The 22936-nt window shown below is 40.7% G+C and carries 22 protein-coding genes and 1 pseudogene; 1 reads left to right on the top strand and 22 read right to left on the bottom strand.

Features of this window, described 5'->3' with window-relative positions; translation table 11 throughout:
- The 17 genes from CVD23_RS20700 to yhfZ (CVD23_RS20620) all read right to left on the bottom strand — a co-directional run.
- Positions 1-660 (bottom strand): aldose epimerase family protein (locus CVD23_RS20700; protein ID WP_101667044.1); only part of this gene is annotated, 660 nt, incomplete at its 3' end.
- A gap of 18 nt (positions 661-678) precedes the next feature.
- A complete protein-coding gene (locus CVD23_RS20695; protein ID WP_101667043.1) occupies positions 679-1497 on the bottom strand; it encodes a histidinol-phosphatase in 819 nt (272 codons plus the stop codon).
- A 293-nt stretch (positions 1498-1790) separates the two neighbouring features.
- A complete protein-coding gene (locus CVD23_RS20690) occupies positions 1791-2528 on the bottom strand; it encodes a 2-phosphosulfolactate phosphatase (RefSeq protein WP_101667042.1) in 738 nt (245 codons plus the stop codon).
- Positions 2529-2561: 33 nt separating this feature from the next.
- On the bottom strand, positions 2562-3665 hold the full coding sequence (locus CVD23_RS20685) for an aminotransferase class V-fold PLP-dependent enzyme (protein WP_257988619.1): 1104 nt from the start codon (positions 3663-3665) through the stop codon (positions 2562-2564).
- Between the two features lie 67 nt (positions 3666-3732).
- Entirely contained in the window at positions 3733-5013 is a 1281-nt protein-coding gene (locus CVD23_RS20680; RefSeq protein WP_101667041.1) for a YhfT family protein, read from the bottom strand.
- 30 nt (positions 5014-5043) lie between these two features.
- Entirely contained in the window at positions 5044-5406 is a 363-nt protein-coding gene (locus tag CVD23_RS20675; protein ID WP_101667040.1) for a DUF2620 domain-containing protein, read from the bottom strand.
- A gap of 68 nt (positions 5407-5474) precedes the next feature.
- Positions 5475-5855: a PRD domain-containing protein gene (locus tag CVD23_RS20670; RefSeq protein ID WP_101667039.1), complete on the bottom strand. Its 381-nt coding sequence runs from the start codon at positions 5853-5855 to the stop codon at positions 5475-5477.
- Positions 5856-6133: 278 nt separating this feature from the next.
- A complete protein-coding gene (gene yhfZ, locus CVD23_RS20665) occupies positions 6134-7057 on the bottom strand; it encodes a GntR family transcriptional regulator YhfZ (RefSeq protein ID WP_101667038.1) in 924 nt (307 codons plus the stop codon).
- Between the two features lie 215 nt (positions 7058-7272).
- Positions 7273-8019, bottom strand: coding sequence for a glucosamine-6-phosphate deaminase (nagB, locus tag CVD23_RS20660; protein WP_101667037.1), 747 nt, complete (start codon positions 8017-8019; stop codon positions 7273-7275).
- Between the two features lie 55 nt (positions 8020-8074).
- A complete protein-coding gene (locus CVD23_RS20655; protein ID WP_101577367.1) occupies positions 8075-9262 on the bottom strand; it encodes a phosphopentomutase in 1188 nt (395 codons plus the stop codon).
- Between the two features lie 3 nt (positions 9263-9265).
- Positions 9266-10429, bottom strand: coding sequence for a YhfX family PLP-dependent enzyme (locus CVD23_RS20650; protein ID WP_101577368.1), 1164 nt, complete (start codon positions 10427-10429; stop codon positions 9266-9268).
- Between the two features lie 7 nt (positions 10430-10436).
- On the bottom strand, positions 10437-11543 hold the full coding sequence (locus CVD23_RS20645; RefSeq protein ID WP_101667036.1) for an aminotransferase class V-fold PLP-dependent enzyme: 1107 nt from the start codon (positions 11541-11543) through the stop codon (positions 10437-10439).
- 54 nt (positions 11544-11597) lie between these two features.
- Positions 11598-12515, bottom strand: a complete 918-nt coding sequence (locus tag CVD23_RS20640; RefSeq protein WP_101577370.1) for a phosphotriesterase family protein — start codon at positions 12513-12515, stop codon at positions 11598-11600.
- A gap of 57 nt (positions 12516-12572) precedes the next feature.
- Positions 12573-14075: a YhfT family protein gene (locus CVD23_RS20635; protein ID WP_101577371.1), complete on the bottom strand. Its 1503-nt coding sequence runs from the start codon at positions 14073-14075 to the stop codon at positions 12573-12575.
- A gap of 11 nt (positions 14076-14086) precedes the next feature.
- The gene (locus CVD23_RS20630) at positions 14087-14458 is read right to left on the bottom strand and encodes a DUF2620 domain-containing protein (RefSeq protein WP_101577372.1); all 372 of its coding nucleotides are present in this window, start codon (positions 14456-14458) and stop codon (positions 14087-14089) included.
- The gene (locus CVD23_RS20625) at positions 14458-14820 is read right to left on the bottom strand and encodes a PRD domain-containing protein (protein ID WP_101577373.1); all 363 of its coding nucleotides are present in this window, start codon (positions 14818-14820) and stop codon (positions 14458-14460) included. Before CVD23_RS20625 ends, CVD23_RS20630 begins: the two co-directional genes overlap by 1 nt.
- Before the next feature lie 139 nt (positions 14821-14959).
- Positions 14960-15880 (bottom strand): GntR family transcriptional regulator YhfZ, encoded by a 921-nt coding sequence (gene yhfZ / locus CVD23_RS20620; RefSeq protein WP_101577374.1) that lies wholly within the window; start codon positions 15878-15880, stop codon positions 14960-14962.
- A gap of 187 nt (positions 15881-16067) precedes the next feature.
- Here yhfZ (CVD23_RS20620) and CVD23_RS20615 point away from each other — a divergent pair, with 187 nt between their 5' ends.
- Positions 16068-16832 (top strand): HAD family hydrolase, encoded by a 765-nt coding sequence (locus CVD23_RS20615; protein ID WP_101577375.1) that lies wholly within the window; start codon positions 16068-16070, stop codon positions 16830-16832.
- A 140-nt stretch (positions 16833-16972) separates the two neighbouring features.
- On the opposite strand, the gene CVD23_RS20610 is transcribed toward CVD23_RS20615, so the two are convergent.
- The 5 genes and pseudogenes from CVD23_RS20610 to CVD23_RS20590 form a co-directional block, all read right to left on the bottom strand.
- Entirely contained in the window at positions 16973-18049 is a 1077-nt protein-coding gene (locus CVD23_RS20610; RefSeq protein WP_101667035.1) for a Ger(x)C family spore germination protein, read from the bottom strand.
- A gap of 2 nt (positions 18050-18051) precedes the next feature.
- Positions 18052-19170: a GerAB/ArcD/ProY family transporter gene (locus CVD23_RS20605; RefSeq protein ID WP_257988618.1), complete on the bottom strand. Its 1119-nt coding sequence runs from the start codon at positions 19168-19170 to the stop codon at positions 18052-18054.
- A gap of 6 nt (positions 19171-19176) precedes the next feature.
- Complete coding sequence (locus CVD23_RS20600; protein ID WP_101667034.1) at positions 19177-20661, bottom strand: spore germination protein; 1485 nt, start codon at positions 20659-20661, stop codon at positions 19177-19179.
- Between the two features lie 283 nt (positions 20662-20944).
- The gene (locus tag CVD23_RS20595; protein WP_180955745.1) at positions 20945-21712 is read right to left on the bottom strand and encodes a GDSL-type esterase/lipase family protein; all 768 of its coding nucleotides are present in this window, start codon (positions 21710-21712) and stop codon (positions 20945-20947) included.
- Between the two features lie 209 nt (positions 21713-21921).
- Positions 21922-22609 (bottom strand): annotated as a pseudogene (locus CVD23_RS20590) (zinc metallopeptidase).
- Positions 22610-22936 lie beyond the last annotated feature (327 nt).

Genomic DNA, 22936 nt, shown 5'->3' with positions numbered 1-22936 from the left:
CATGAATCCGCTTACACGTTTTAGGTGGAAATAAATTCCGCCAACAAATGCTTGACTCAAACCCAGGCCGTTATTTACTTGTTTTAATTGTAAATCATTATAGTCCAAATAGGTTTGCGCATCCGTGTCGTAACTAATATTTTTATCGGCTGTCTTGAAATACGGGTGGAATCCGGCATAGAGCGGCATTGCGGAATCGGATCGATTGACATATTCCTGGTTGATCGTTAAAGTGCCATCTTTCAACACGTATGTAAAAATCACTTCAAAGTCAAAAGGATAAGACTTTTTCATCTCATCATTGCTTTCCAAACTCAACGTGATCGACGCTTCTCCATCCACACTAGTGCCGATAACTTCCCATGGTTGATTTCTTGCAAACCCATGGTTTTTCATCTTGTACACTTGATCGTTCCACATGTATTCCCCATTTTGCAATTGACCGGATATCGGGAACAGGATTGGGATTCCGCCTCTAATGTTCGCATCTGCGTCATAAAATGTTTTTTTATTCAAGAACAATAGTTCTTCACCTTGAACGCCAAATCCGATAATGATTCCGCCGCGTTCAGGTGCGATCTTTAGCCATGAATTGGCTGATGAATCGGTCAGTTCGTAAATTTTGTATTTTTCATCTTGATACTGTTTTATTTCGAACATATACTCCCCGCCTTTTCACTATATAGGTACAGAAAACCTCTGCTTCTCCTTAAAATATACCCATTCCTGAAAACCAATTTCCTTGAGGCGCTGTCTGACCGCTTCAAAATCTTCACCGACGCGTTCCGGATCATGCGCGTCAGAACCGAAAGTAACCTTAACTCCATAAGACAAGGCCATCTCAAGAATATCATCTGCGGGATACCAGCCGCCACAGTACTTCGTGTTACCTGACGTATTAATCTCTATGGCAATGTCATATTCGCCAATGACCTTTAATGTACGTTCAAGTGCTTCCGTTTGAATGGACGAAAACTCAGGGTAAAAGCCCTTCATGGCATCAATATGACCGAGAATTTGAAACATCCCGCTCCGGGCCGATTGATCGATAAGATCGTAATACGTTTCCTTTGTTACTAATTTTTGTTTATTTGAAAGACCTTCCCATCTATCTTTTTTAAATATGTTGATGCCATCAACATAATGTACCGAACCAATCACGTAATCGAAAGGATAACTTTCATAATTACGGCGATAAACTTCTGCGTGCTCCGGAAAAAAATCGGATTCAACACCAAGCAGAACTTCAATCTTCCCTTTATACTCTTCTTTTAACTGAAGAACCTCTGCTATGTATTCAGGAAAATGACTTTTGCCCATCGTGATGAGCGGAAAAGGTTGATCTTCTTCACTTGCAAAATGCGGAGAGTGATCGGAAATACCGATGATGTCCAGCCCGTTTTTAATCGCTGCTTCAATGTAATCGCGGATTTCTCCGCGCGCATGGCCACAGCGGTGGTGATGGGTATGAAAATCAAATTTTACATCAGAGTTCATTTGTCGATGCCACCTCGTTCCTTTTGGTTAAAAAGGCATTTTAATCTCCAAGAAAGTTTTAAAGTGTACCCTAAAATACAATTGACAAATTTATTTTAACACAAATATAGAACTTTCTTTCCGGGGAAGCACCTATACTACTACGCTACAGTATGTTAATGCCATCGGAATCAGCAACTAAAAAAAGCCCAGATTATATTAGCACTGAGCTTATTTTAGTTTTTAAAATATCCAGATTAAAATGTATAAAGCAACCATCATCCAGCAGGTAGCAGTCTAAAAAAGTTTATTCATTATGTTTTGTGTTCAATATCAATAAGCTTATTCCCGAAAAATTGAGGGACAACTGAAAATACATTAAGTTCGGAGGCAAATTGCACCTCATTCCCCAGCCCATATTCTTCAAGTTCTTTGCCTACAACGGATTCATATAAAAATCCGTCATAGTTTTCTGCATGCTTCCGGTAAAACAATAGTGCTGTTTTGGCAGCATCTGTCATCATATAATCTTCACTATTTTCACCTATTAAACTGTCGAGAAAATACCCGGCACCTAAAAAGTCTTCCATACTAAAGGATCCATCAGAGCCGGAACATACAACAATAATATCTTCTCCCCGGTCTATCCTTTTAATATGGCTTGCAACGTGTGCACCATTTACCATGGAGGATGTGTATATTTTTTTTGCTTTCATAGCTTTGTTAATTGCTACTGTTCCATTGGATGTAGACAGGATAAGTGTTTTCCCTTCCACATGGTTTTTAAGCGAAGTTGGCCATGGAGGCAAAAAGCCATCAATGATCCGTCCTTCAAGTTCTCCAGCTAAAATAAAGCTGTTGTCCGGAAGTATTCTTGCTGCTTCCAATCCATGGATACTATCTCTAACAGGAACTACTTCTTTTGCTCCATACTCCAGAGCAGCAGCAATTGTCGTCGTCGCTAACAGGACATCAATAACGACAGCAATGTGCCCCTCCATTAGCTCGGGATCAACCATTTCTTTTTGAAAAATAACATGAACCGTTCCCATCACTCAGCTCCTCAATTGTCGTACCATCAGTTCTCAGATATCTTTTATGTCAGCAATCGCACGTTTTAATATATCAATGGCCAGGTCTGCGCCGCTGCGCATAAGGTTTATCCTAATACCCGTTTTGATGAAACTTGGATTAGCTTCCAGAAATGAACCGGATACGCGATAAATCATCGGGAGCACTTCAAAACGTGACTCTGCCCCAACAGGGTAAATAGCAGCACCGTACTTTTCACTTTCTGCTATAACTTGTTGTGCAATGGCAGTTTTAAACTCAACAATGACATTTTTTTCTTGGGCATTGGCAACCTGCGCCTGTTTAACTTGCGGGACGACCCCGTCATTTAATAACTCGGTTAAACGGTGGGTTTCCTCATTTTGTACAGCCATCGTTACAGGGGTAAGGACAAGCGACCGAAGAAGCTCCATTGCCTCATATCCCTGAACTTGCCCACCACCGGAATAATTCCGTTCAACGATTGTGTGGATTGCTTTTTCTTCCCCAACGATTACTCCAATTCCCGGAGGTCCTAACAACTTAAAGCCAGAGAAACAAGAATACGAGGCACCCAATTCCACCCCAATTTCTGGAACCTTAAAAACGGTATAATTATCATCAACTACAACAGGAAGATCAGGCCTGATTTTCTTCACTTCCCGGATCAAGGAAGATAAGTTATATATATCATCAGGCATTTGCCGTGAATGCTGAGCGTAAAAAACTTTACAATCTTTGTGCTCAATTATAGCCTGCTCTACTGCTTCAGTATCATTGAAATTCACAAAAACCGGATTCAATCCTAGTATCCGAACGGTTTCCTTTGTGGTTGTATACATAGGGCTGCTATGCATGAACAATTTATCACCCGGATCGAGGAGAGCCGATAGTGTGTACCGAATAGCTCCAGTTCCTGCCCCTCTAATCAACACACAAGCCTGTACGCCAAAAAATTCCGCCAGTACACTCTCTACTTTTTTTGTTTGATTTGGCTTTCCTATACCGGGAACGACGCCCAGATCACCCTGGTTAAAAAATTCATTGCCGGTGAACTCCTCAGCAATTGCTTTCGTTAGCTCAAATTGTTTTTTCTTTGCTGCATCGATATTCATGGTTTTTAAAAGTGCTGAATTCAAGAAATACCACTCCCAACATAATAAAAAGTCGTTGCCTGCCTTAAATTCTGAAAAGATATCCAAATCACTAAATGGTGTACAATCCGACTAATGCCAGGATATTTGCCAGGATTCCTACGATAATTGCGGCAATTGGTCCAGCAGCTAAACGAATAACAGGTTTGCCCGCAATTTCATTCAAAATGTAAAGAGCAACAACCATAAACATTCCAGTACCCGGCCATATTAGATTTGCAGCATTTATACCGCCTACTAATAATGCAATCTCGAGAATTTGTAGCATAGCCGTTCTAATATTATCGCCTGATAACTTTAAGGCAGGAAATTTATTTAAAAAGCTTCCTATTTTCCCCAGGCTTAAAATTTCGGCACCCATAGCTCCGGCCCCTAATACCCCGGCCATTAATGGATTGGCCGATACATAACCGATACCAATTAACCAGTCACACCATCCGTTCGTCGCATAAACACCACTTACTAGTGCCGTTGTAATAATTAAGGGCATAAAAGCAAGTGCTTGGATAAAAGCTACCAGAGCGGCAGACATGATCTCGCCTTCGCCCAGCAAAGCCGCTGCAATCGGTTCACCCGCTATCCAATGATAATTGGCCGCAATCGCAAGAATTGCACCCATTGGCAATAAGAAGTAAATGTTTTTTCTAATCCGTTTCACATTTTCAGTAAATAGACCTTCACCAACGTCTTCCGCTCTTGTTTTATTACGGGACGCATACAGAATTAAGCAAATCATACCTACCAACATAGCAATTCCCTGAGTACTTAAAGCAACTTCATTCCCTGATATATTAATAGGATTTATTCTTTCGGTGATAACCCACCCTAATGAGGAAAGTAAAAATGTAATGAGACCTTTTATTTTTCCAAACTGGTAACCTACTGCAACAGCTGGAAATGCAACAAATGCATAAATAATTGGATCGCCTACAGAAGCCAATGCATCTAAAAAGTTTACTGGTAAATATCCGAAACCTTTGATGATCGCATCCAATGTAAGGGGTACAACTGCCCCATAGACGACACCAATAACGACAGCAAGCGTGGTATTTTTAAAAAATGTTCCGATGATATCGGCTGAAAGCAGGACAATGTGAATAACGATAATCCCGCTTGCTATTGTAATTGGCATCGCAAAACCAGTGATAAATCCAATGCTAATAGCAAATGAGATCCCGCCCAACTCACGTCTGGTCATATTTCCATTTAAATATTCAGGCATGATCGGTCTCAGTCCATCATGATAAACGGCAATTGCGCGATTAGCTAAGTAAGTGGCATATCCCCCCATAACAGCAAACACTACGACTTTAATAATCTCTATCAATTCCATCTCCTAACCCCCTAAAATAAAAAGTAGATTCTATTTTTCTTTTAATAGCTTCACAATCATTGAAACAGAAGCTTCTACTTGATCACCTGTAAATCCAAACGCCTTTGCTCCTTTACCGATAACCTCTTTAACCCGCTCTTCTTTCGGTGCCCTGCCAGCCATGGCTATCGTTGCACATTTATTCATACCTAATAGTCCATAAGCCATTCCAAGGGCTCCCCCAGCCCCGCTCTGACATGCGCCGACATAATAATCATATTCTCCTGTTTTCACTTTCAGCGCTGCTTCTGTATCACTAAAAATATCAGCGCTCATATTTGGTCCTCCTTCTCTTTCAATAATTTCTTTTATCTCTGCTTTGTTTAATTGGCCCCCGATTGCAAACTTGGTCATCAAACTCACTCCTTTTTAATCACGTAAAATTCTGTTAAGTTCCCTCAATGTTACATACTTGGCTTATTTCATTTAGCTTCACCTCCTGAATTTAACTGGAATATTAAGCTATAATGGATATATAAATAATCTTTTTCCGCTTCCGGCAATCCTGATCCCCACTGCTGCTCGATATTAAAAATTTCATTGTTTGTCTTTTCTTTAAATCCCGAACTTAATGCTTCATTCACAACTGCCTCTGGTGGTTGTTCGATTTTTTCTCCTCGTGCCAATCTTGTCAGTGCCATTGGCAGATGGGTAAAAAGCATCTCTCCTTGCAAGACTTGTTCCCGTTTCAATGTCGACGTCAAATGTTCAAAAGCATTTTTAGTTACAATAGCCGCCGTGTTTGTGATTGTTTCTGATAATTGAAGTACCTTTAGCCTCTCATCGAGTTCTTCTTTAATCATTGCGAACCTCCAATATACAGTATTTAGTATTATTAACCAGTAAACTTCCAGCCCCTTTTCACACCTCGAAAATATTTCGTTCGATTTTTGGGAAAAAAGCTAGTAAGTAGATAGTTTAATAAATTTCATAAAACATATCTTTAATTAAAAAACGAACAATTATTTAAAATTAAGACAAATTCATTCGTTTCATGTGGAATCTTCCTGGTTTATTAAAGACAATTTATTCCGTTTTTCGGTTTAGATTAATATATTGTGAAATTTACTCAGTTACTAATTTAATATTGAGGAAACCTTTCTCCCGACTCTACCATCCGTTGAGCCTTTAAGACAATTTCCGCATCAAGCAGGGTGATTTGTTTTATTACTTCTGTTCGGCTGCTGTCAACGACAATAGTGGCTTCTGATGTGTCTAATGTTAATCTTTTAGCTTCTTCTGATTGAAAATCCACTGCATTAAAGGTTTCTACAGAGCGAATCTCGTCTATATTCCAAACTGCAGCATCTATTTGGTTTTCTTTTAACATTTGAAAAAGCTGCATATAATTTACATCAACAAATTCCACATCAAGTCCCTGGCACTCAAGAAGGGTGACTGTTGCTTGATCAGGTGACGAGCGATCAATTCCAATCCTCATGCCGGATTCTATTCTTTTTTTTGCGGGATTTGCCAGAAACACCTTATGTTTTGAAACATAGGACCCTAAACCAAATGACTTAACAATCTCCAATCCTTTATGTAGCTTAATCCCCTCTTCAGCCGCCAATCGGGAAACAATCGCAAAATCATAACGCCTGCTTTTGAGTGCTTCTAAGCGATTGCTGGCTCCCCGCATGTAAGCCAGACTGATCCGTTTGTTTAAGCGCTCGAATCCATCAACAATTCCTGTCGCAAGCCCTTCATATTTTTTGGAATATGGCAAAGGCATTACTCCGACCAACGGACCTGTACCTGATATATCCAGTAAAACGCTTACATCTTTATTTAATAAAAAAGTGCCCAGATGGCCTCTCGCTTCCAGTTCGATCGCACCCAGCATTTCCAACAATTTTATCGATCCTTGGACCGTTCCTCTCCCCAAATTAAGCCTTTCACAAAAGTCGGAAACCGTCGGGATTTTTTGGCCGTTTTCAATGGCAAGCAGTTCTAATGCTATATTTTTTGTAGCTAAACCGTTTTTAGAATACAAAATTTCCCACATCTTTTTTTACTCCTAGCCGTAATATACTATATCCTGTATGTTGAATATATCAATATTCAGACAATTCGTAAAGAAAATTTTTTGCAGGTTAGCCTGAGCAACTTGTTAAAAGGTAAAAATAGAAACCGTAACCCTTACGTTTGGATTACGGTTTCCGTAAAATTTTCGAAAGGGGCCGTGAACACCGATTACATCCAGATAGTTGGAAATCGGTTTTAACCAATATTTATTACTTTCTCAAGCTTCGAAACCGCTTTGTCATCAGCAACGACAATGACATTTTGGTGATTTCTTAACACGGAAGCGGGGCAGTCAGTGCCTACCACACCTTCAAACATCCGGTATATTGCGTCAGCTTTTTGTTCTCCTGATGCAAGAAGCAATATTTCTTTGCTTTTTAAAATCGTCGCTATTCCCATGGTGATCGCATGTGTTGGCACTTCGGAATAATCATCAAAATAACGCGAGTTTGCTTTTCTTGTTGATTCCGTCAATTCGACAATATGTGTCCTCGTATCGAAGGGGGTTCCTGGTTCATTGAACCCGATATGCCCGTTCCCGCCAATCCCGAGAATTTGTAAATCCACGCCACCGATGCTGTCAATCAGTTTTTCATAGCGCTTCGCTTCTTTTTTAATATCGCTTGCAGTACCTCTAGGTATATGAACATTTTCGTTCGGAATATTAATATGATTGAACAGATGCTCGAACATAAAATAACGGTAACTATTCGGATGATCTGCTGCAATCCCCGCATATTCGTCCAAATTGTACGTGAACACATGCTCATATGATGTGTGATTCTTTCGGTAATCTTCAATTAACAATTCGTATGTCCTGACTGGCGTACCGCCCGTCGCAAGACCAAGTAATACTTTTGAATTGGACTTTACTTTTTCAAGTATATGCCGGGCTACAAATTCACTCATTTCTTCATGACTTCTAACTTTAACAAGCCTCATCTTCTCATTCCTCTCGTTAAAAGGCATGTACGGAACCTTATAAATTTTTAAAATATTAGATGATTTCGTTTAAAAAGCTTGTACCGAACTCAGGCTTATCGACACCCGTGAATTCCGCCATCGTTGCCGCGATATCCGCCATTGTTTCCCTTGTTCCAATTGAAACAGGCTTTACCTTTTGGCCAACGATTAAAATCGGAGTTTGTTCGCGTGTATGATTGGAGTGGCCTATCGTCGGGTCGTTTCCGTGATCAGCGGTAATAATAAGAATGTCCTCTTCCGCTAATTCAGGAATAAAAGAAGCTAAAAACTGGTCAGACTCTTCCAATACTTCTTTATACCACTGGCTGTCTTCTTTATGCCCGGCCAAATCTGTTTCTTGAACATTTACCAAAAATACTGCGTTTTCTTCGCTTTTGCGGTAAAGTTCGCGATACGTTTCAAGAACATCTTTTGTATTTACGACCGGGTCCTTATATCCATTTGCCTGAATCACATCAGCCGTTTTGCCGATTCGGTAGACAGGAATATTGTTCGTTTCCGCCATATAGGCAAATTGTTTCTCAAAATCAACTCCGTAACCTAAATGAAGGACATGATAGCCCTCGCCATAAACATTTGCTTTTGGGCTGTCGACTCCCCATTGTACATCATTTTTGTTCTTCACAACTGAAAGAATCGTTTCTATATTGCTCTTTTTATTGCCAAAGACAATCACCCTGCTTGTATCGACATTTTCCCTGACTATTTTTCCGATTTTCGTCAGTTCTTCAAAAGATAGTTGATTCAAGTCTCCGACTACATTAATAATGTTGCCAACTTGTGATTCAAGGTTGTCTCCAATGACAGCAGCGTTATTGACAAGCAAAACCGTCACTCCGGCAATGGGATAGACCACTTCGTAGCCTTGTAATTCCAAAGCACGTTTAATTTGCGGTCCTACGTCCTTCATTAACCGTTTGTTCGAGACTCCCGGCTTGCTTCCCATTAATTCCTGATGCCCCATAAAGGTATCAGCCCCTGGATGGGCCAGGTTGCTTTTTCCATACGCAGCCGTTGGTGTCCCGATATCATCGGCAATTTTGCCTAACCCAAGCTCAATTAACGTAGGAATATTTAAATCTACAGTTTCTCTTATGTGTTTATAAGTATTGGCGTTTACGTCTTCTGGTTTTACTTCTATACAATCCTCCATGGCACCAACACCAAATCCATCTAAAACGAGTAATGTGATTTTTCGCATTTCTTACATCCCCCTTCTTTGGAAAAAAACGAGCTCGGGATTTTCGGAATTCACGTTTCTGACATATGCAACATGCGCTCTTGTCACAAATATTTGTGTCCGAAACGATTGAATGACGGAATCCCCAACGTTCATATTATTTTTCCGCTCCAGGCAGCCATAGTAATCAATGTTTTCAGGTGATACACAATCGACCGTTGTTCGCTGCGATATGATAGCTGATCCATTACTCCCGTATAATGCACCCTCCATATTAGAACGGGCATAATATCCTCCCGCAATTGTATAGGCGTACTTTTCATCCATATGGGATATTTCCGATGCATAAACGATGCCCGGGATTTCCTGTAAATCCTCTCGATAGGCATGTAATGGCGTCGTTCCTGTTAAGGCATGTCCCGGTTCGCCATGTGTAACACCGTAATCTTTTAGCATTGGGATCGTATGGCAGCTTGTCGCGCTAGGTGCATTGACATGCGTAACAGCAATGCCTTTATTTTCTAATACTTCTCGGGATTTCACGATCGTTTCGATATTGGACGTAAAAGCGAAGTCGTTTTTTTCTTCATTCAGCTGCAAGACAGGAAAGCTCGTGATCCCAATGACGCGAATTCCTTTTAGTTTCAGCAAATCAGCAAGTTGTCCATCCAACTGGTCCAATATAAATCCGCCAAATTGTCCGGGGTACACCAAGTCTTCCGGTTTAATGACACGGAGAATGACATCCTGGACCTTGCCTAATTTGACTGCAGCCTCTGATAATTGTCTGGCCCGTTCAACAGAAAAAAGTGTGACCACTTCCGGATTTAATTTTGTGAGGACTTCTGGCCACTGGGATCTACTTGGCTGGACAATATGGCCAATATTTCCGATCCGGCAGTTACCCTTCTTTAATTCAAATGCTTCATCAATATCAACTGCTACAGCCCGTTCAATTCCATTTTGTTCAATCACCTGGCCGGCAAAAGCACTCCTGCCGATTTGTTTCGTCATATAATAGAGATTAAGGCCGTGTTCACTTGCTGTTAAACTCAGTTTTTTTACATTATGCTCGAGCGTATCCAGATCAATGACATACGTATTCGCCGGGATGATTCCCTCCTGATGGAGTTTAACTGCAGATCTGATCAGCCCTTCATTTCGTTTAAGCGTCATTTCCAAAAACATGGGCTTATTACCCCCTTGATAGTTCTTCCATTACATTTTGTAAAATTCTAATGACTGTATTTGCAGAAGATTTCATAGGGTTGATTCGCGCCCCATGCTGCTTTAATTCAGGTCTGCTTTCCAGAAAACTTCCTGATACCCGATAGATCATCGGAATTAATTCATAACGTGACTCTGCCCCAACTGGATAGGTCGCTGCCCCATATTTGGAGGCAAGCTCAATCACTTTGGCTGCGATCGGTTGTTCGAATTCAACTATCACGTTCTTAGATTGCGAGTTTGTAATGTAAGCTTCTTTTATTCCTTTTATTACCCCATTATTTAAAGAGCGGCATAATTCCTCGACCTGCCCGGTTTGAATGGCGATCATGACTGGGGCAAAAACCAGGCTGCGCAGGAGCTCATGTGCTTCAAAACCTTGCACCTGTCCCCCGCCTGAATAATTTCGCTCGTGTATTCGTTCGATTACATCTTTTCCGCCTAAAATTATCCCAATTCCCTCAGGGCCTAACAGCTTAAATCCGGAAAAGGTTGAAAAATCAGCGCCAAGCTGGGTACCGATTTCTTTTATCTTCATCGCACAATAATTGTCATCCACCACAATCGGTAAGTCAGGCCGTTTTTCTTTTACAAGTGCGATCACATCTTGCAAGTCATAGTCGTCAGTCGGTTGTTGGCGTGAATGCTGGGCGTAAAAAACCTTCGACTCTTTATCACTGTTTAACGTCTCTATTAGAGCAGACTGATCATTAAAGTCAACACGGTTTTGCTTTAATCCCATTAAGCGAAATGTTTCTTTTGTCGTTGTATACATTGGGGCACTATGGACGATACACTGATCACCTGCTTCAACTAAAGCACTGAGAATGACGCGAATCGCTCCTGTGCCACTGCCGCGCACTAAGGCGCACGCTTCTGCCTGAAATGTCTTAGCAAGTACATTTTCAACCCGTGCCGTCATTAACGGCCGCTTATGTTCTGGATGAAGGCCAACATCTCCAATATGAAAGAACTCATTATTCCTGAATTCCCGTGTCACTTCATCCATTAACCGGAATTGAAGCTCCTTCGCTTCTTCAAAAGTCATATCTCTCAAAACTGATTGTTCATACATTGCTTGGCCTTCTTTCTCATCCTGGAAAATTTATTTATCGATAGATTTGAGGATCTACAAGAATGCTAGAAACTTTCTTGGATTGTGAACAAGCATTTTATCAAGAATTTCATTTGTAATCCCCTTTTCAATAAGAGCCGGGATGAAATTTTCAAACAGATGGTTATAGCCATAACCGCCATACCCTTTTAAGTGCGATTTTCTTGTGATGTCACACGAAAGCATTAATTGATCTTCGTATCCGCGTTCAATCAATACCAGCAGGTTATCGACCTTATCTGTATCTTTTCGGTAACTGTTTTTGCCGATTGTGTCAAATTGGATATATGCACCGCTTTTTAAAAGCAGCAGTTGTTCTTCGACAGCTTCGTTTAAATCCTGGTGCCCAAATGATACACGGTTCATGTCTACATGATGTTTTTCGAATATGTCCAGCTGATCTCTTCCCATGGTCCCAATTTCACAATGCGTGCTAATCGGCGCACCTGTCGTTTTATGGGCCAAAATCGACGCTTGAAAAACTTTCTCTTCCGTTTTTGTAATCTCCTCGTAGCTGCTGCCGATTTCAGCAATTAACCCGGCTCTGATAGTTGTTTCATCCATTCCTTCTAAAACTTCACGAATCATGATTTCTGCAAGTTCTTCTTTCGACTTTTCAAACACAAAGGATGGGTACACAGATTCCTTATAGAAGCCGGTAGAAGCAACAATATTTAAATCATGCTTGTGAGCTATTTCACTTAAAGCTTCAGCATCTCTCCCCATTCCGATATTGGATACTTCCACGATCGTATTGCAGCCTGAGTCGATTAACAGCTGGATTTCATGATCCAGTTGAGGAGAGTCTTCCAGCTTCGAATCACGGTCTTTTTCTTGCCTGACCTCTGAAAGATCAAATACAAGATGTTCATGAATCATTGTTTTATGAATCGCTTGAGGATCTACCGGCCCAGTTACGGTTTGGATTTTCATGTGAAATCTCTCCTAACATGAAAGGTAGGGCAACCGAGCCCCTACCTTTCAGTGAATTTAAATTAATTGAAGGAAATATAACAAGTTAAGAACTATACCCGTTAAGATAATCGCTACCGGTCCGGCAGCAAGCTTCATAATCGGACGTCCAAGACCTTCATTTGCAGCATATAAGAGAATATAAATCGTCAGTGATAAACCAACTGCTTCTGGTGCCATCTTCATTGCCGCAAAGGCTCCACCGATGAACAATGCAAGCTCGATCATAGAATTCATCGATGAACGGATATTGTCGGACGATTCCCGTAATGATGGGAAGCGTTGTAGAAAACGACCAATTCCACGAAGAGCGACAATTTCAAGGCAAATCCACACTGCTCCGACGATCGCTGCCAGAATTGGATTCGGCAACAAATAACCAATCGGGAAAACAAAAGTTAATCCGACTACCCCATAAACACCGGTAGCCAGTGCTGTTGTCACAATTAACGGGATGAAGCTGATCCCCCGAATAATATCTGCAATCGCGGCACTTTGTAAAAGATCTCTTTGCTCTTGTCCTGTAGCATCCCATGCTTGTTGAAGGATCGGGCCTGAAACCTCGGAACCCGTCATCAATCCCAAGTTGGCTGCCACCGCTAATAGTGCGCCAATTCCTGCTAAAATAGGGATACCTTTATAAATTCGTTTTGTGCGGGCGTCAAAAATGTTCTCCTCATCAGAGTCAACACTTACTTCCCCTTTGTTTTTAATATCTTTTATAATGGCAAAGCTAACTAATAGAATCATTCCAACCAACATCAAAACAGCGATCTGCATCGTAAATCCGCCGATAGTTGTACCTAACGAAAGACTGTTGCTAGCTTGTGAGATTAATTCCTGTACCTGCGGATTATCTACGCCTGCCTCTTTCAGCGTATTGATTTTCGCTGCAAGATCAGCATCTTTTGGGAACGTAACATTCGCCAACTGGCTGGCTTTTTCTACGCTTGCTTCTGCTTTATCAGTGAAAATACCGCCGACAAGTGGAAGAAGCTGACGGACGATTAGCACGAAAATACCTGAAATAAGTGCTCTGACCCATCCGAATTGATATAAAATCGCGATGATCGGGAATGCGGTAAAGGCTACAAGCACCGGTGTTGAAAGTTCACCCAAGGCGCCAAGCAAATCGACGGGCAATAAAGTAAATACCGCTTGCACACCAGTAAGTCCAAATAAAGCAATTAATCCCCAAACACCACCGAGGCTTGCCGCTACCCACCATCTAGTGGCCATAACACCTAAAATATCAGTCGGCAGGAAAAGTAGCCATGGGTTTAAAAGTTCAAAGGAGACGGCAAAGGACAGTCCAACAGAGACAATAAATCCGATGCTTAAACCAAAGGAGATTGAAGCGAGTTCAGTACGCTTCATTCTGCCTTCCAAAAATTCAGGTAAAATCGGGCGAATTCCATCATGGAATACCGCTTTCCCCAAATGTGAAGCCAAAGCAGTCAAAGCAGTCAGCAGTACGATTACTGCGATTTCAAGAAATGAAGTATTTTGCAAGATATCCATACGTGTTCCTCCTACTCAAGACCGTGTTTTTTAAGCAAACTGTTTATAATTACAGGCACACTTTCCTCAATACCTTCAACAGCCATACCAAAAGCAATCTTTCCGTCGTTTACTAATTTTTGAATTTCCTCAGCATTCGGCTTTTTACCGTTTTTGGCAACAGTCGAGCAATTAGCGTATCCTAAAATTCCGATAGCAACCGAGAGGGCTGCACCGCCACCGCTGTTACATGCACCTAAATAATAATCTGCATCCCCGGCTTTTACTTTTTTAGCGCCTTCAAAATCTGAAGTAACGGTTACTTGAACCTTATCTCCACCAGCTGCTTTTACGGCTCTTTCAGTCACATCTTTTTTAAGTCCTCCAACTACGATTCTTAACATTATTCATTCTCCCTTCCTGTTAATAAACAAAAATATAATGTGATAAATGCTGCTTCAGCATTGATGTCAACATCTCCACTGCTCTCAGACAATAGTTTCTTGGCAAACTCGTAAAAGTCCGGATTCTTCTCAATAACAGTTTCGAGTTCAGCAGCTATCTCTGTTACCGCTTTCTTTTCAGATATTCTCTGTAGAGCTACAGAGATGTGACTGGCGAATGACCCGGCATTTTCCTCGGTAAGCTTCACATCAAGGAACTTTTCGACTTTCTCAAAAATACCTGGTAACTCATGAAAGATATCATCGTTTATTTGGTTTGTGTCATGCAATAGATCAATTCTTTCTTTTAAAGTGGCATCCATGCTGCTTCCCCCTGTTTCACAATGTACTAAAAATTGTATATTACTCGTAAAAATATCTGTATGCTAATCTATACTGATTAATGAAAGTTGATGACAACCACCCCCAAATACATTTTTTTGTATATTTCATCTGAAAAAATTAATACTTAGGAATAAGATTCCCTTTGACTACATCCGCCTGGGTCTCCACTATTCTATCTTTCGAAAGCATATTAATGATGTATTCCATTTTCTGATTATCTTTCTTAATCACACAAACCGCTTCATTCATCTGCTTCTCATATTGAATCGCTAGCGGAGAAGACAGCGGTTGAATATGAAATGACGCCGGGTCAATTTCATCAACATTCCAAATCATCGCATCTATCGTATTTGCTTTTAAATGTTGAAGCAGATGCATATAGTTAAGTTCCAGATAATCTATTTCCAACCCGTTTGCTTCAGCCTGTGTTAAAATTCTTTGGTCTGCTGAAAAACTGTCGATCCCTACCGTCATTCCATCGGAAAGCTGTCTTTTTTCTGCATTGGCAAAAATTACAGCATGTTCTGAAACATAAGTTTTTACGCCAAATTGCAAAGCAATTTTCAGATTATTATCTCTTTTTAATTCCTCCAAAGCAGCGAACTTTGACACAAGGGCGAAATCGTATCTGCCTTGTCTTACCCCATCGAGCCGGATTTCAGATCCTCTCATGAACGCGATATTTAGAGAAAGGCCCAAATGCTCGAGCTCTGACGTAAGACCCGTTGCCAGCCCCTCATACTTTTTGGAATACGGAAGCGGCATAACCCCGGTTATTTGGTTTGCTCCGGCATACAACAATAAATTGGATAGATTCTTTGCTCTTAAAAATGTACCGAGATGGCCTCTTGGTTCGAGGCGTATGCAGTTTTCTTCCTCCAATTTTTTTAATGCCGACTGTATCGTACCGCGGCCAACCTGATATTTCTCGGCGAAATCACCAACCTTTGGCAAGCGTTGATCAATTTCAATAAACAGCAATTCTTCGGCTATCTTTTGTAATATAATGCCTTTTTTCGAATAGAGGCTTTCCTTCATTTGTATCACCATTTTGAGTAATGTACATTTTTTTGTATTTTCATGCTGTTAGCATAACACATGTAGAAAACGGTTTCAATATCTTTTTTGCAAAAACATTTTTTATATACAAAAAATTGTACAATGATATTATTATAGGTGTTGAGACTGATATAAAAAACTAATACTCGATAAAGGGTGGAATTTTATGTACCGGATCGTGTTTTTAGATATTGACGGAACAATATTAGATTCTAAAGGCCAGCTGGATATACATCTTATCAAGACCATTCAGGAGCTTCAGCAACGAGGTGTTTTAGTTGCCCTGGCAACAGGCAGATCTCTGGATGGCGCAATCATTCACGGAGAAAAATTGGGCATCTCGATGTATGTAGTTTATAATGGCGGATACGTTGTTTCCGGGGAAAAGGTTATTCACGATGTGAAAATTCCTGCCCGGCTGGCATATGATCTGTGCAGGAAAACAAACGATTTAAACGAGGTTTATATCCATTTTAGCTACCGTTCTTCCCGCTCGAATCACACCCCGCTTGGAATAGAATATATGCTGCCTGAATCGGAGATCGCTGTTATAGCAGATACAAATCACGATGCCCACCGGTTGGTCCTCTATACAGATCCGCTTCAGCGTGCTGTTTTTCAAAAGCAAATAGACGAAGCTGTGAGCTTTGATGAAGGAGATCGATTGGAGGTGTTTCCGCAAGGCTCAAAATGGACGGGGATTTTGCCGTTAATTAATCAATTGGGAATCTCTGCGAATGAGGTTGTTACAATAGGTAATGGCACAAATGACATTGAAATGCTGGCGGCATCAGGAGTGGGGATTGCAATGAACAATTCTCCGGATTGTGTGAAAGAGAACGCTGATTGGGTAACCGGGGATAACGACAACCATGGTGTTGACGTAGCGTTGCGAAAGGTTTTTAACCTCGATAAAGCATTCATTTCCTAACGTTTTCGGGTTTTTCCATAGACACGTTTATAAGGTTGAAAAATACTTTCCAAAATACCAATAGCCACCACCCGCTGGCTCTTGGTATTTTGTGAATGGAATACTTTAAACCGAATGATATGCAGCAGTTTTATATATTCTTATATCGTCAACGGTTCAATATAAACATTGTATCGCACGTCAACTTTCATGTTTTCCCAATGATCTAACCATTTCTTTTCCGGCATTGGCTTGTCAAACGGTTCCAGTAAAAAGGTTCCCACTCCAAGAGGATCCACCTTTAGCGCTTGCATTTTTTTTATTAATTCCACTGTGTTTTTCTGAAGATATTTTTCAATCTCGCGGTTTAGCTCTTTAAAATCGGAATCGTTATGTATGTTTTTTCTGCCGCGATATTCATCTATTCTCCCCCTTAAATCAACGATAAGATCCATTGAAGAATGATCTTTACTGAATTGGACATCAATTTGGGAGCGCACGTGCCCTAATGAAACGGATAAAGGTAAGATCGGCAGATCATTTATATAGCGATCTTCATCGAGCAGTTGAAAAATCTCTTCTTCCTCTGATGTAGCCATTCCAGCCAATTTGTCATTCCGGAAAAAACCGGTTCCCTCATATTTTAAATCTTTTTTGTCTGCCTTAAAGACCGGCAGCACCGGATCAACAAACGGAGATCTGGCTTCCTTCAAAAATTGATGAACATTTACAATCGTGAATTCGCCTTGATTATCTCTTTCATATCTTTTTAACATTCGATAAAGAAAATAATCAAGGTCCTTCTGCTTTTTCATCTGACTTTTTAAATACTCATCAAAATTGCCTTTAACAATCACTAAATACAGGCGCGGTGACACATCCGGGTCAGCAAGGATCGTATTGATAATAGGCAGGACTTCCTGTTCGGCCAGTTCCTGGCTGAAAAATAACGCGCGCAGCTGGCCAAGCTTTAATTCACGATAATATCTTGAATTAAAATTTTTTCTTCCTTGTTTCAATAAATCGATTTCAAGAGATAACAGGTGCTTCTCTTCTTTGGTTACAGGCGGCACCAATGTACTGACCTTTAGTTTTCCTTGCTCTCCCTTCGTCATCGATAAAAAGGTCACAGGTGCGATTTCCTCGACTATATTGTCTTCCACAAATGGAGAGCACCCCGCAATCATCCCAACGCATAAAAGCGGGAATATGAATAGTGTTTTTTTGAAAAATCCCATCTTCAGGCACGGCTCCCTTTTACTTTTGTAGCAACGAGAAGGAATGTCGGAATTAACAAGAATGTAAATGCACCGAGTAAAACCTGAAGAGTTTGCCAAATATTTAATCCATTTTGAGATTTCCAAAACCAGGTATTGATCGTCAGCATAGCTATCAAAATCATGATACAGCAAGATATAAATCCCTTTCTTGTCGTCGGTTGATCAGTTCTTCCGATCATAATCCGGACAGCCCCGTAACAGCATAATAAAAACAGAGAAATTGCAAAAACAAAATAAAAAATATGTACCGCAATCAAAATGACATCCATTCGTTCAAAAAAGGGCCATTGTAAGTAGCGGAACAGATTGACAACCGGAAACTCGACATGGCCCAAATAATTTGTGCCGAAAAATAGTGAGCTTGCGATGAACAATAATAAATATTCAACAATCGTAATCATATTGGCTGCTGTTAAATATTTCAGCACTTTTTGGCCGGGCGTTAACCAGGGGACCAGGCAAACTAAAAATTCCGGACCTGACAAACATGACCAAACCATTAATATGCCCTGCAAAGGTTCAATTGGCGAATCTGTTGGAATCAAAGGATAGAGATTATGGAGCGCTGTATTTGGTTCAAAGAAAAAGGGAATATACGCAAAAATGAGCCAGAACGTACAGATAAATACAACAATCCCAAAGCGGATCGTCTTCTCCATCCCCTTGGAGGCTACATAACAGCCCGTTAAAAAAATGATAAAAATAAGCCAATTTTTCTTAACGGACGGAAAAATAAATTGTTGGACAATCTCTACGTAGCCAATCGTCAGAACAATGATTTTAAGCAAAATCAAAAATAATCCTATGAATGCAAACACGCGTATTTTCCGTTCACCAAACAGCTGCACAAACCCTTGAAATCCTTTTGCTGCAACATCAGAAGCCAGCCATCTGGACAATATTACAAGGTTCAGCTGTGCTAAAACCCCAATCGCCGCGATTACCCAGATCATATAAGAATTAACCAGATTGCTGGGCAGGATTAAAACAAAATAGAGCATTTGCAAGCGGTTCACTACCGGTAAAATCCAATTGGTGCCAAAAGTGGCTGTTCTATCAGAATACAAAAGTGTTGACACGCTTGATCATCTCCTTCGGCGGTAACGCCATTTTTGGACAGGTTGTAAATGTTCCGGCCGAGTTTTTAACCAGGTTAACGGGGCACGAATGAGGAAGTCTTTCCAATCCTCGAGAAAAAATGGAGCCACCGGTGCGAAATACGGCTGTTTTAGGGATGTCAGTGCATTTAAATGGGCAAGCAGGCAGACTAGTCCGAGTGCAATCCCCAAAATCCCAAATAAATACGAAAAGAACAGAAAGATGAATTGGATAATTGTATTTGCTTTACTGACAAGATAGTTCGGAACTAAAAACGAAGCAATCGCGGATATTCCGACTAATACAATCAATACTTTACTGGCGAAACCCGCTTCTACTGCCGCCTGCCCGATCACAATTCCGCCAATGACACCTAATGTCTGGCCTGTTTTTGTCGGCATTCGCAGGCTTGCTTCTTTAATAATTTCGAGAGTAAGCAGCATCAGAGCCGCTTCCCAAAAAGGCGAAAACGGCAATTTGCTTCTCGATTCCATTAACACAAAAAGAATTTGCAGCGGAATCATCTGATAATGGTGAGTGTTTAATGCTACATACACCGGGATCAGTGTAATCGAAAGAAAAAAACTTACATAGCGGATTAACCGTAAAAAACTGGCGACGATCCATCTATGAATGTAATCCTCCGGAGACTGGAACAGATGAAAAAATGTAATTGGAGCAATCAGGGCAAACGGTGTATTGCCGATCAAGATAACCAATTTCCCTACGCCCAATGAATAAGCACACATATCCGGCCGGTCAGTTTGTTGAAACTGCGGAAATACCGAATGTTCATGATCTTCCATAAAAACGGCTAGGTTAGAAGATTCAAGAATAAGGTCGTAATCAACGTTTGAGACTTTTTCCCGGGCAATAGACAGAACTTTCGGATTGATGATGCCTTCTATATACATAGTGACAACAGTCGTTTTGCTGCGGGTACCGACTATATATTTCTCAGTCTTAAGTGAAGTTAAAGGCAGGCGTCTCCGGATCAAGGTAATATTTTGCTCAAACTGTTCACTGAAGCTGTCTTTCGGTCCATATAATATCGTTTCCGTTTCTGAACTTTCAATCGCACGCCCCAATGGATTTTTCAGCTTGACAGCCAACCACTGTTTCTGTTTAGGATCATGGAGCAAAACGCTCCCCGCCATGAGCTGCGATGCCGCTTCATCCAAAGTATTAAGTTTTGTTGCCTTTGCTGCTGAGATACACTGGTCAACCGATCCACTGGTACAGCTCTTCAGAGGCTGAACAACCGATTCATTAAAGCGCTCCTGGTCGATTAACGTCCTTATGTATACTGTTTCAACCTTTTGAGCATTTGCAGTTTGGAGTTGCACGTTTTCTGCATCAGCCATATTGGAAGTCATTTGTTTTAATGCTTCCAATGTCACCTTTGCATCCTGGTTGTATGGAGGTCCTTTTTTGTCGTTATTTCCATGATGTTTCTTCTTTTTCCAGAACATAGTTACGTCCTCACCAGAAAGATTTATTTCCAGATTTCAAATTCGCTTTTTTTGTAGTATGCATTGTTTTATGGATTTTAACCCTGACAAACGAATAACTTGTAAACTTCCAGAAGCTCATTTGGCCGGGCGTTTTTATTCTAAAAAAAACGTGCACGGAATGGCTTGAATTCCAGTGCACGTTCAAATATTGATCATCCAATCGATAACCATGTTGCTTTATAGTCTGTTGCCTTGATGACTTCTTTACTGCTAATTGATTTCGCAGCCTACTAACTTATCATCAAGCTCCCTTTTCTACTAGTGGGGTTATGCGTTTTGCAATTAATTTATAGCCCTTTGTATTCGGGTGGAATTTATCTTTGTATAAATAGTCATTCACATTTGACTGAAACAAATCGAAGACTGGAACAAAAACAGTTTTATGATATTTATCTAACAATAGGCTTGTTTCGAAATTCCATTGCCTGACTACACGCGTTATCAAATCAGCATTATTCGTGTCGATAAGCGGATTATATAAACCAATGAAAAAAATTGGCGCTTGCGCATTCAGTGTTCTAAGCTCTGTTAAGATTTCCTGTAAATTAACGAGATATTGCTTCCTTAACTCATCCACCGTCTGTGTATTGAAGTTATTTATTGTTTTCCCTTCCTGGAACAAATCATTGGCTCCGATTGTCATAAGGATCACATCTGCTTGCTCTACCTGCCGTTGTACCTTTTTTTGTTTTACTTGTTCCAACCATTGATCAGTACTCGATCCACTTATCGCCAAGTTTTGCAATGTGATCTTATCATTTGAACTTTCCTGCAGATGTTCGATTAAATAGCCTGTGTAACCCTGCCCTTTTGAATCGCCGAATCCTCGTGTCAGAGAGTCTCCAATCGCTAAAATATGTTTTCCATCCTCGTCTGCGGTTACCTCCGGCATATCCATACTAACTGACTCCTTTTCAGGATTTTGGATGGTCAAGCCAAAGCCGAACAGCAACAGGAGCAGACATATTCCTGAAAGCAGGGATACAGCTTGGATTAAATTCTTCCTCACCCAGATCGCCCCCTTTTCATTCTGCAAATAAAATACCCCTTCAGGCGGCAAGTAAACAAGCTTGAAGGGGTAAGTATGATAGATTGTTAATGACATCGTTGCAGGCACAGGTTCGGATCACTTGATAGTAGATTGGTTTTCGATTTTTCGAAAAAATATCCCATTCATTTTTCTTATTTCAAATTCTCCGTATTTCTCAGCTGCTTTGATTATTCCTCTCGCTGTCCCTGGAAGAAGATCATCACGTATTTGAGTAACTCTAACAGTGAAATTAGAGCAGCTGCAACATATGTTAAAGCGGCAGCATTTAACACCTTATTCACACCGCGTTCCTCATCGTTATAAATCATTCCTTCTGCGAGCATCAGCGTTTTCGCACGTGAGCTGGCGTTGAACTCAACTGGAAGGGTGATTAATTGGAACGCTACAACTGCGGAGAAAAAGAGAATTCCGAGCCCAATTAAGGATAGATTTTGAAATAAAAACCCACCTATTAATAAAAAAGGAGCGGCACCGGAAGTTAAATTGACAACTGGAAACATGCGATGGCGCAAAACTAAAGCTCCATAAGCTTCTTTATGTTGAATAGCATGACCAACCTCATGGGCGGCCACGGATACAGAAGCGATTGAGTTTCCATAGTAGACGCGCTCGGACAAACGAACGACACGGCTGCGCGGATCATAATGATCTGATAGTGTCCCCCGAACGACTTCAATCCGCACGTCATAAAGACCGTTCCGATCAAGAATCCTTCTTGCGACGTCAGCTCCGGTTAAATTTTGCTCTCGTCCCAACCTGTGACCATTTATTAAAGTTTCCTTTTACTCTAAACTGGGCCCACACTGAAACTGCAAATGCTATCAGAATGAGAAAATCCATTGGATGAAAAAACATCATTTATTCCTCCCCTTTTTGATTATCTATCTCATATAAAAAGGCTTTTACCGCTATTGGTAAAAGCCATAAATAAAGACCTCTACCCCATGAAACATAAGATAAAGGTCTTGCTAACAACGTTAAGCTGCCAACAAAGCCGAGAGTCAAAACTCTGTAATGACGACTTTGCTGTAAAAGCTACTCCCCTTTAGGAGAAAATATTCGAGTTATTGTCTAAATTATATGAAATGCTGAATACTATGTCAAATGATTAGCTATAATCGTTTGAGTCAAGCATTTGTTGGCGGAATTTATTTCCACCTAAAACGTGTAAGCGGATTCATG

Source organism: Bacillus sp. V33-4 (assembly GCF_002860225.1).
Taxonomy (GTDB): Bacteria; Bacillota; Bacilli; order Bacillales; family Cytobacillaceae; genus Bacillus_BJ; species Bacillus_BJ canaveralius.
The sequence above is the reverse complement of the archived record's forward strand: the minus strand, read 5'-3'. Positions and strand labels throughout refer to the sequence as shown.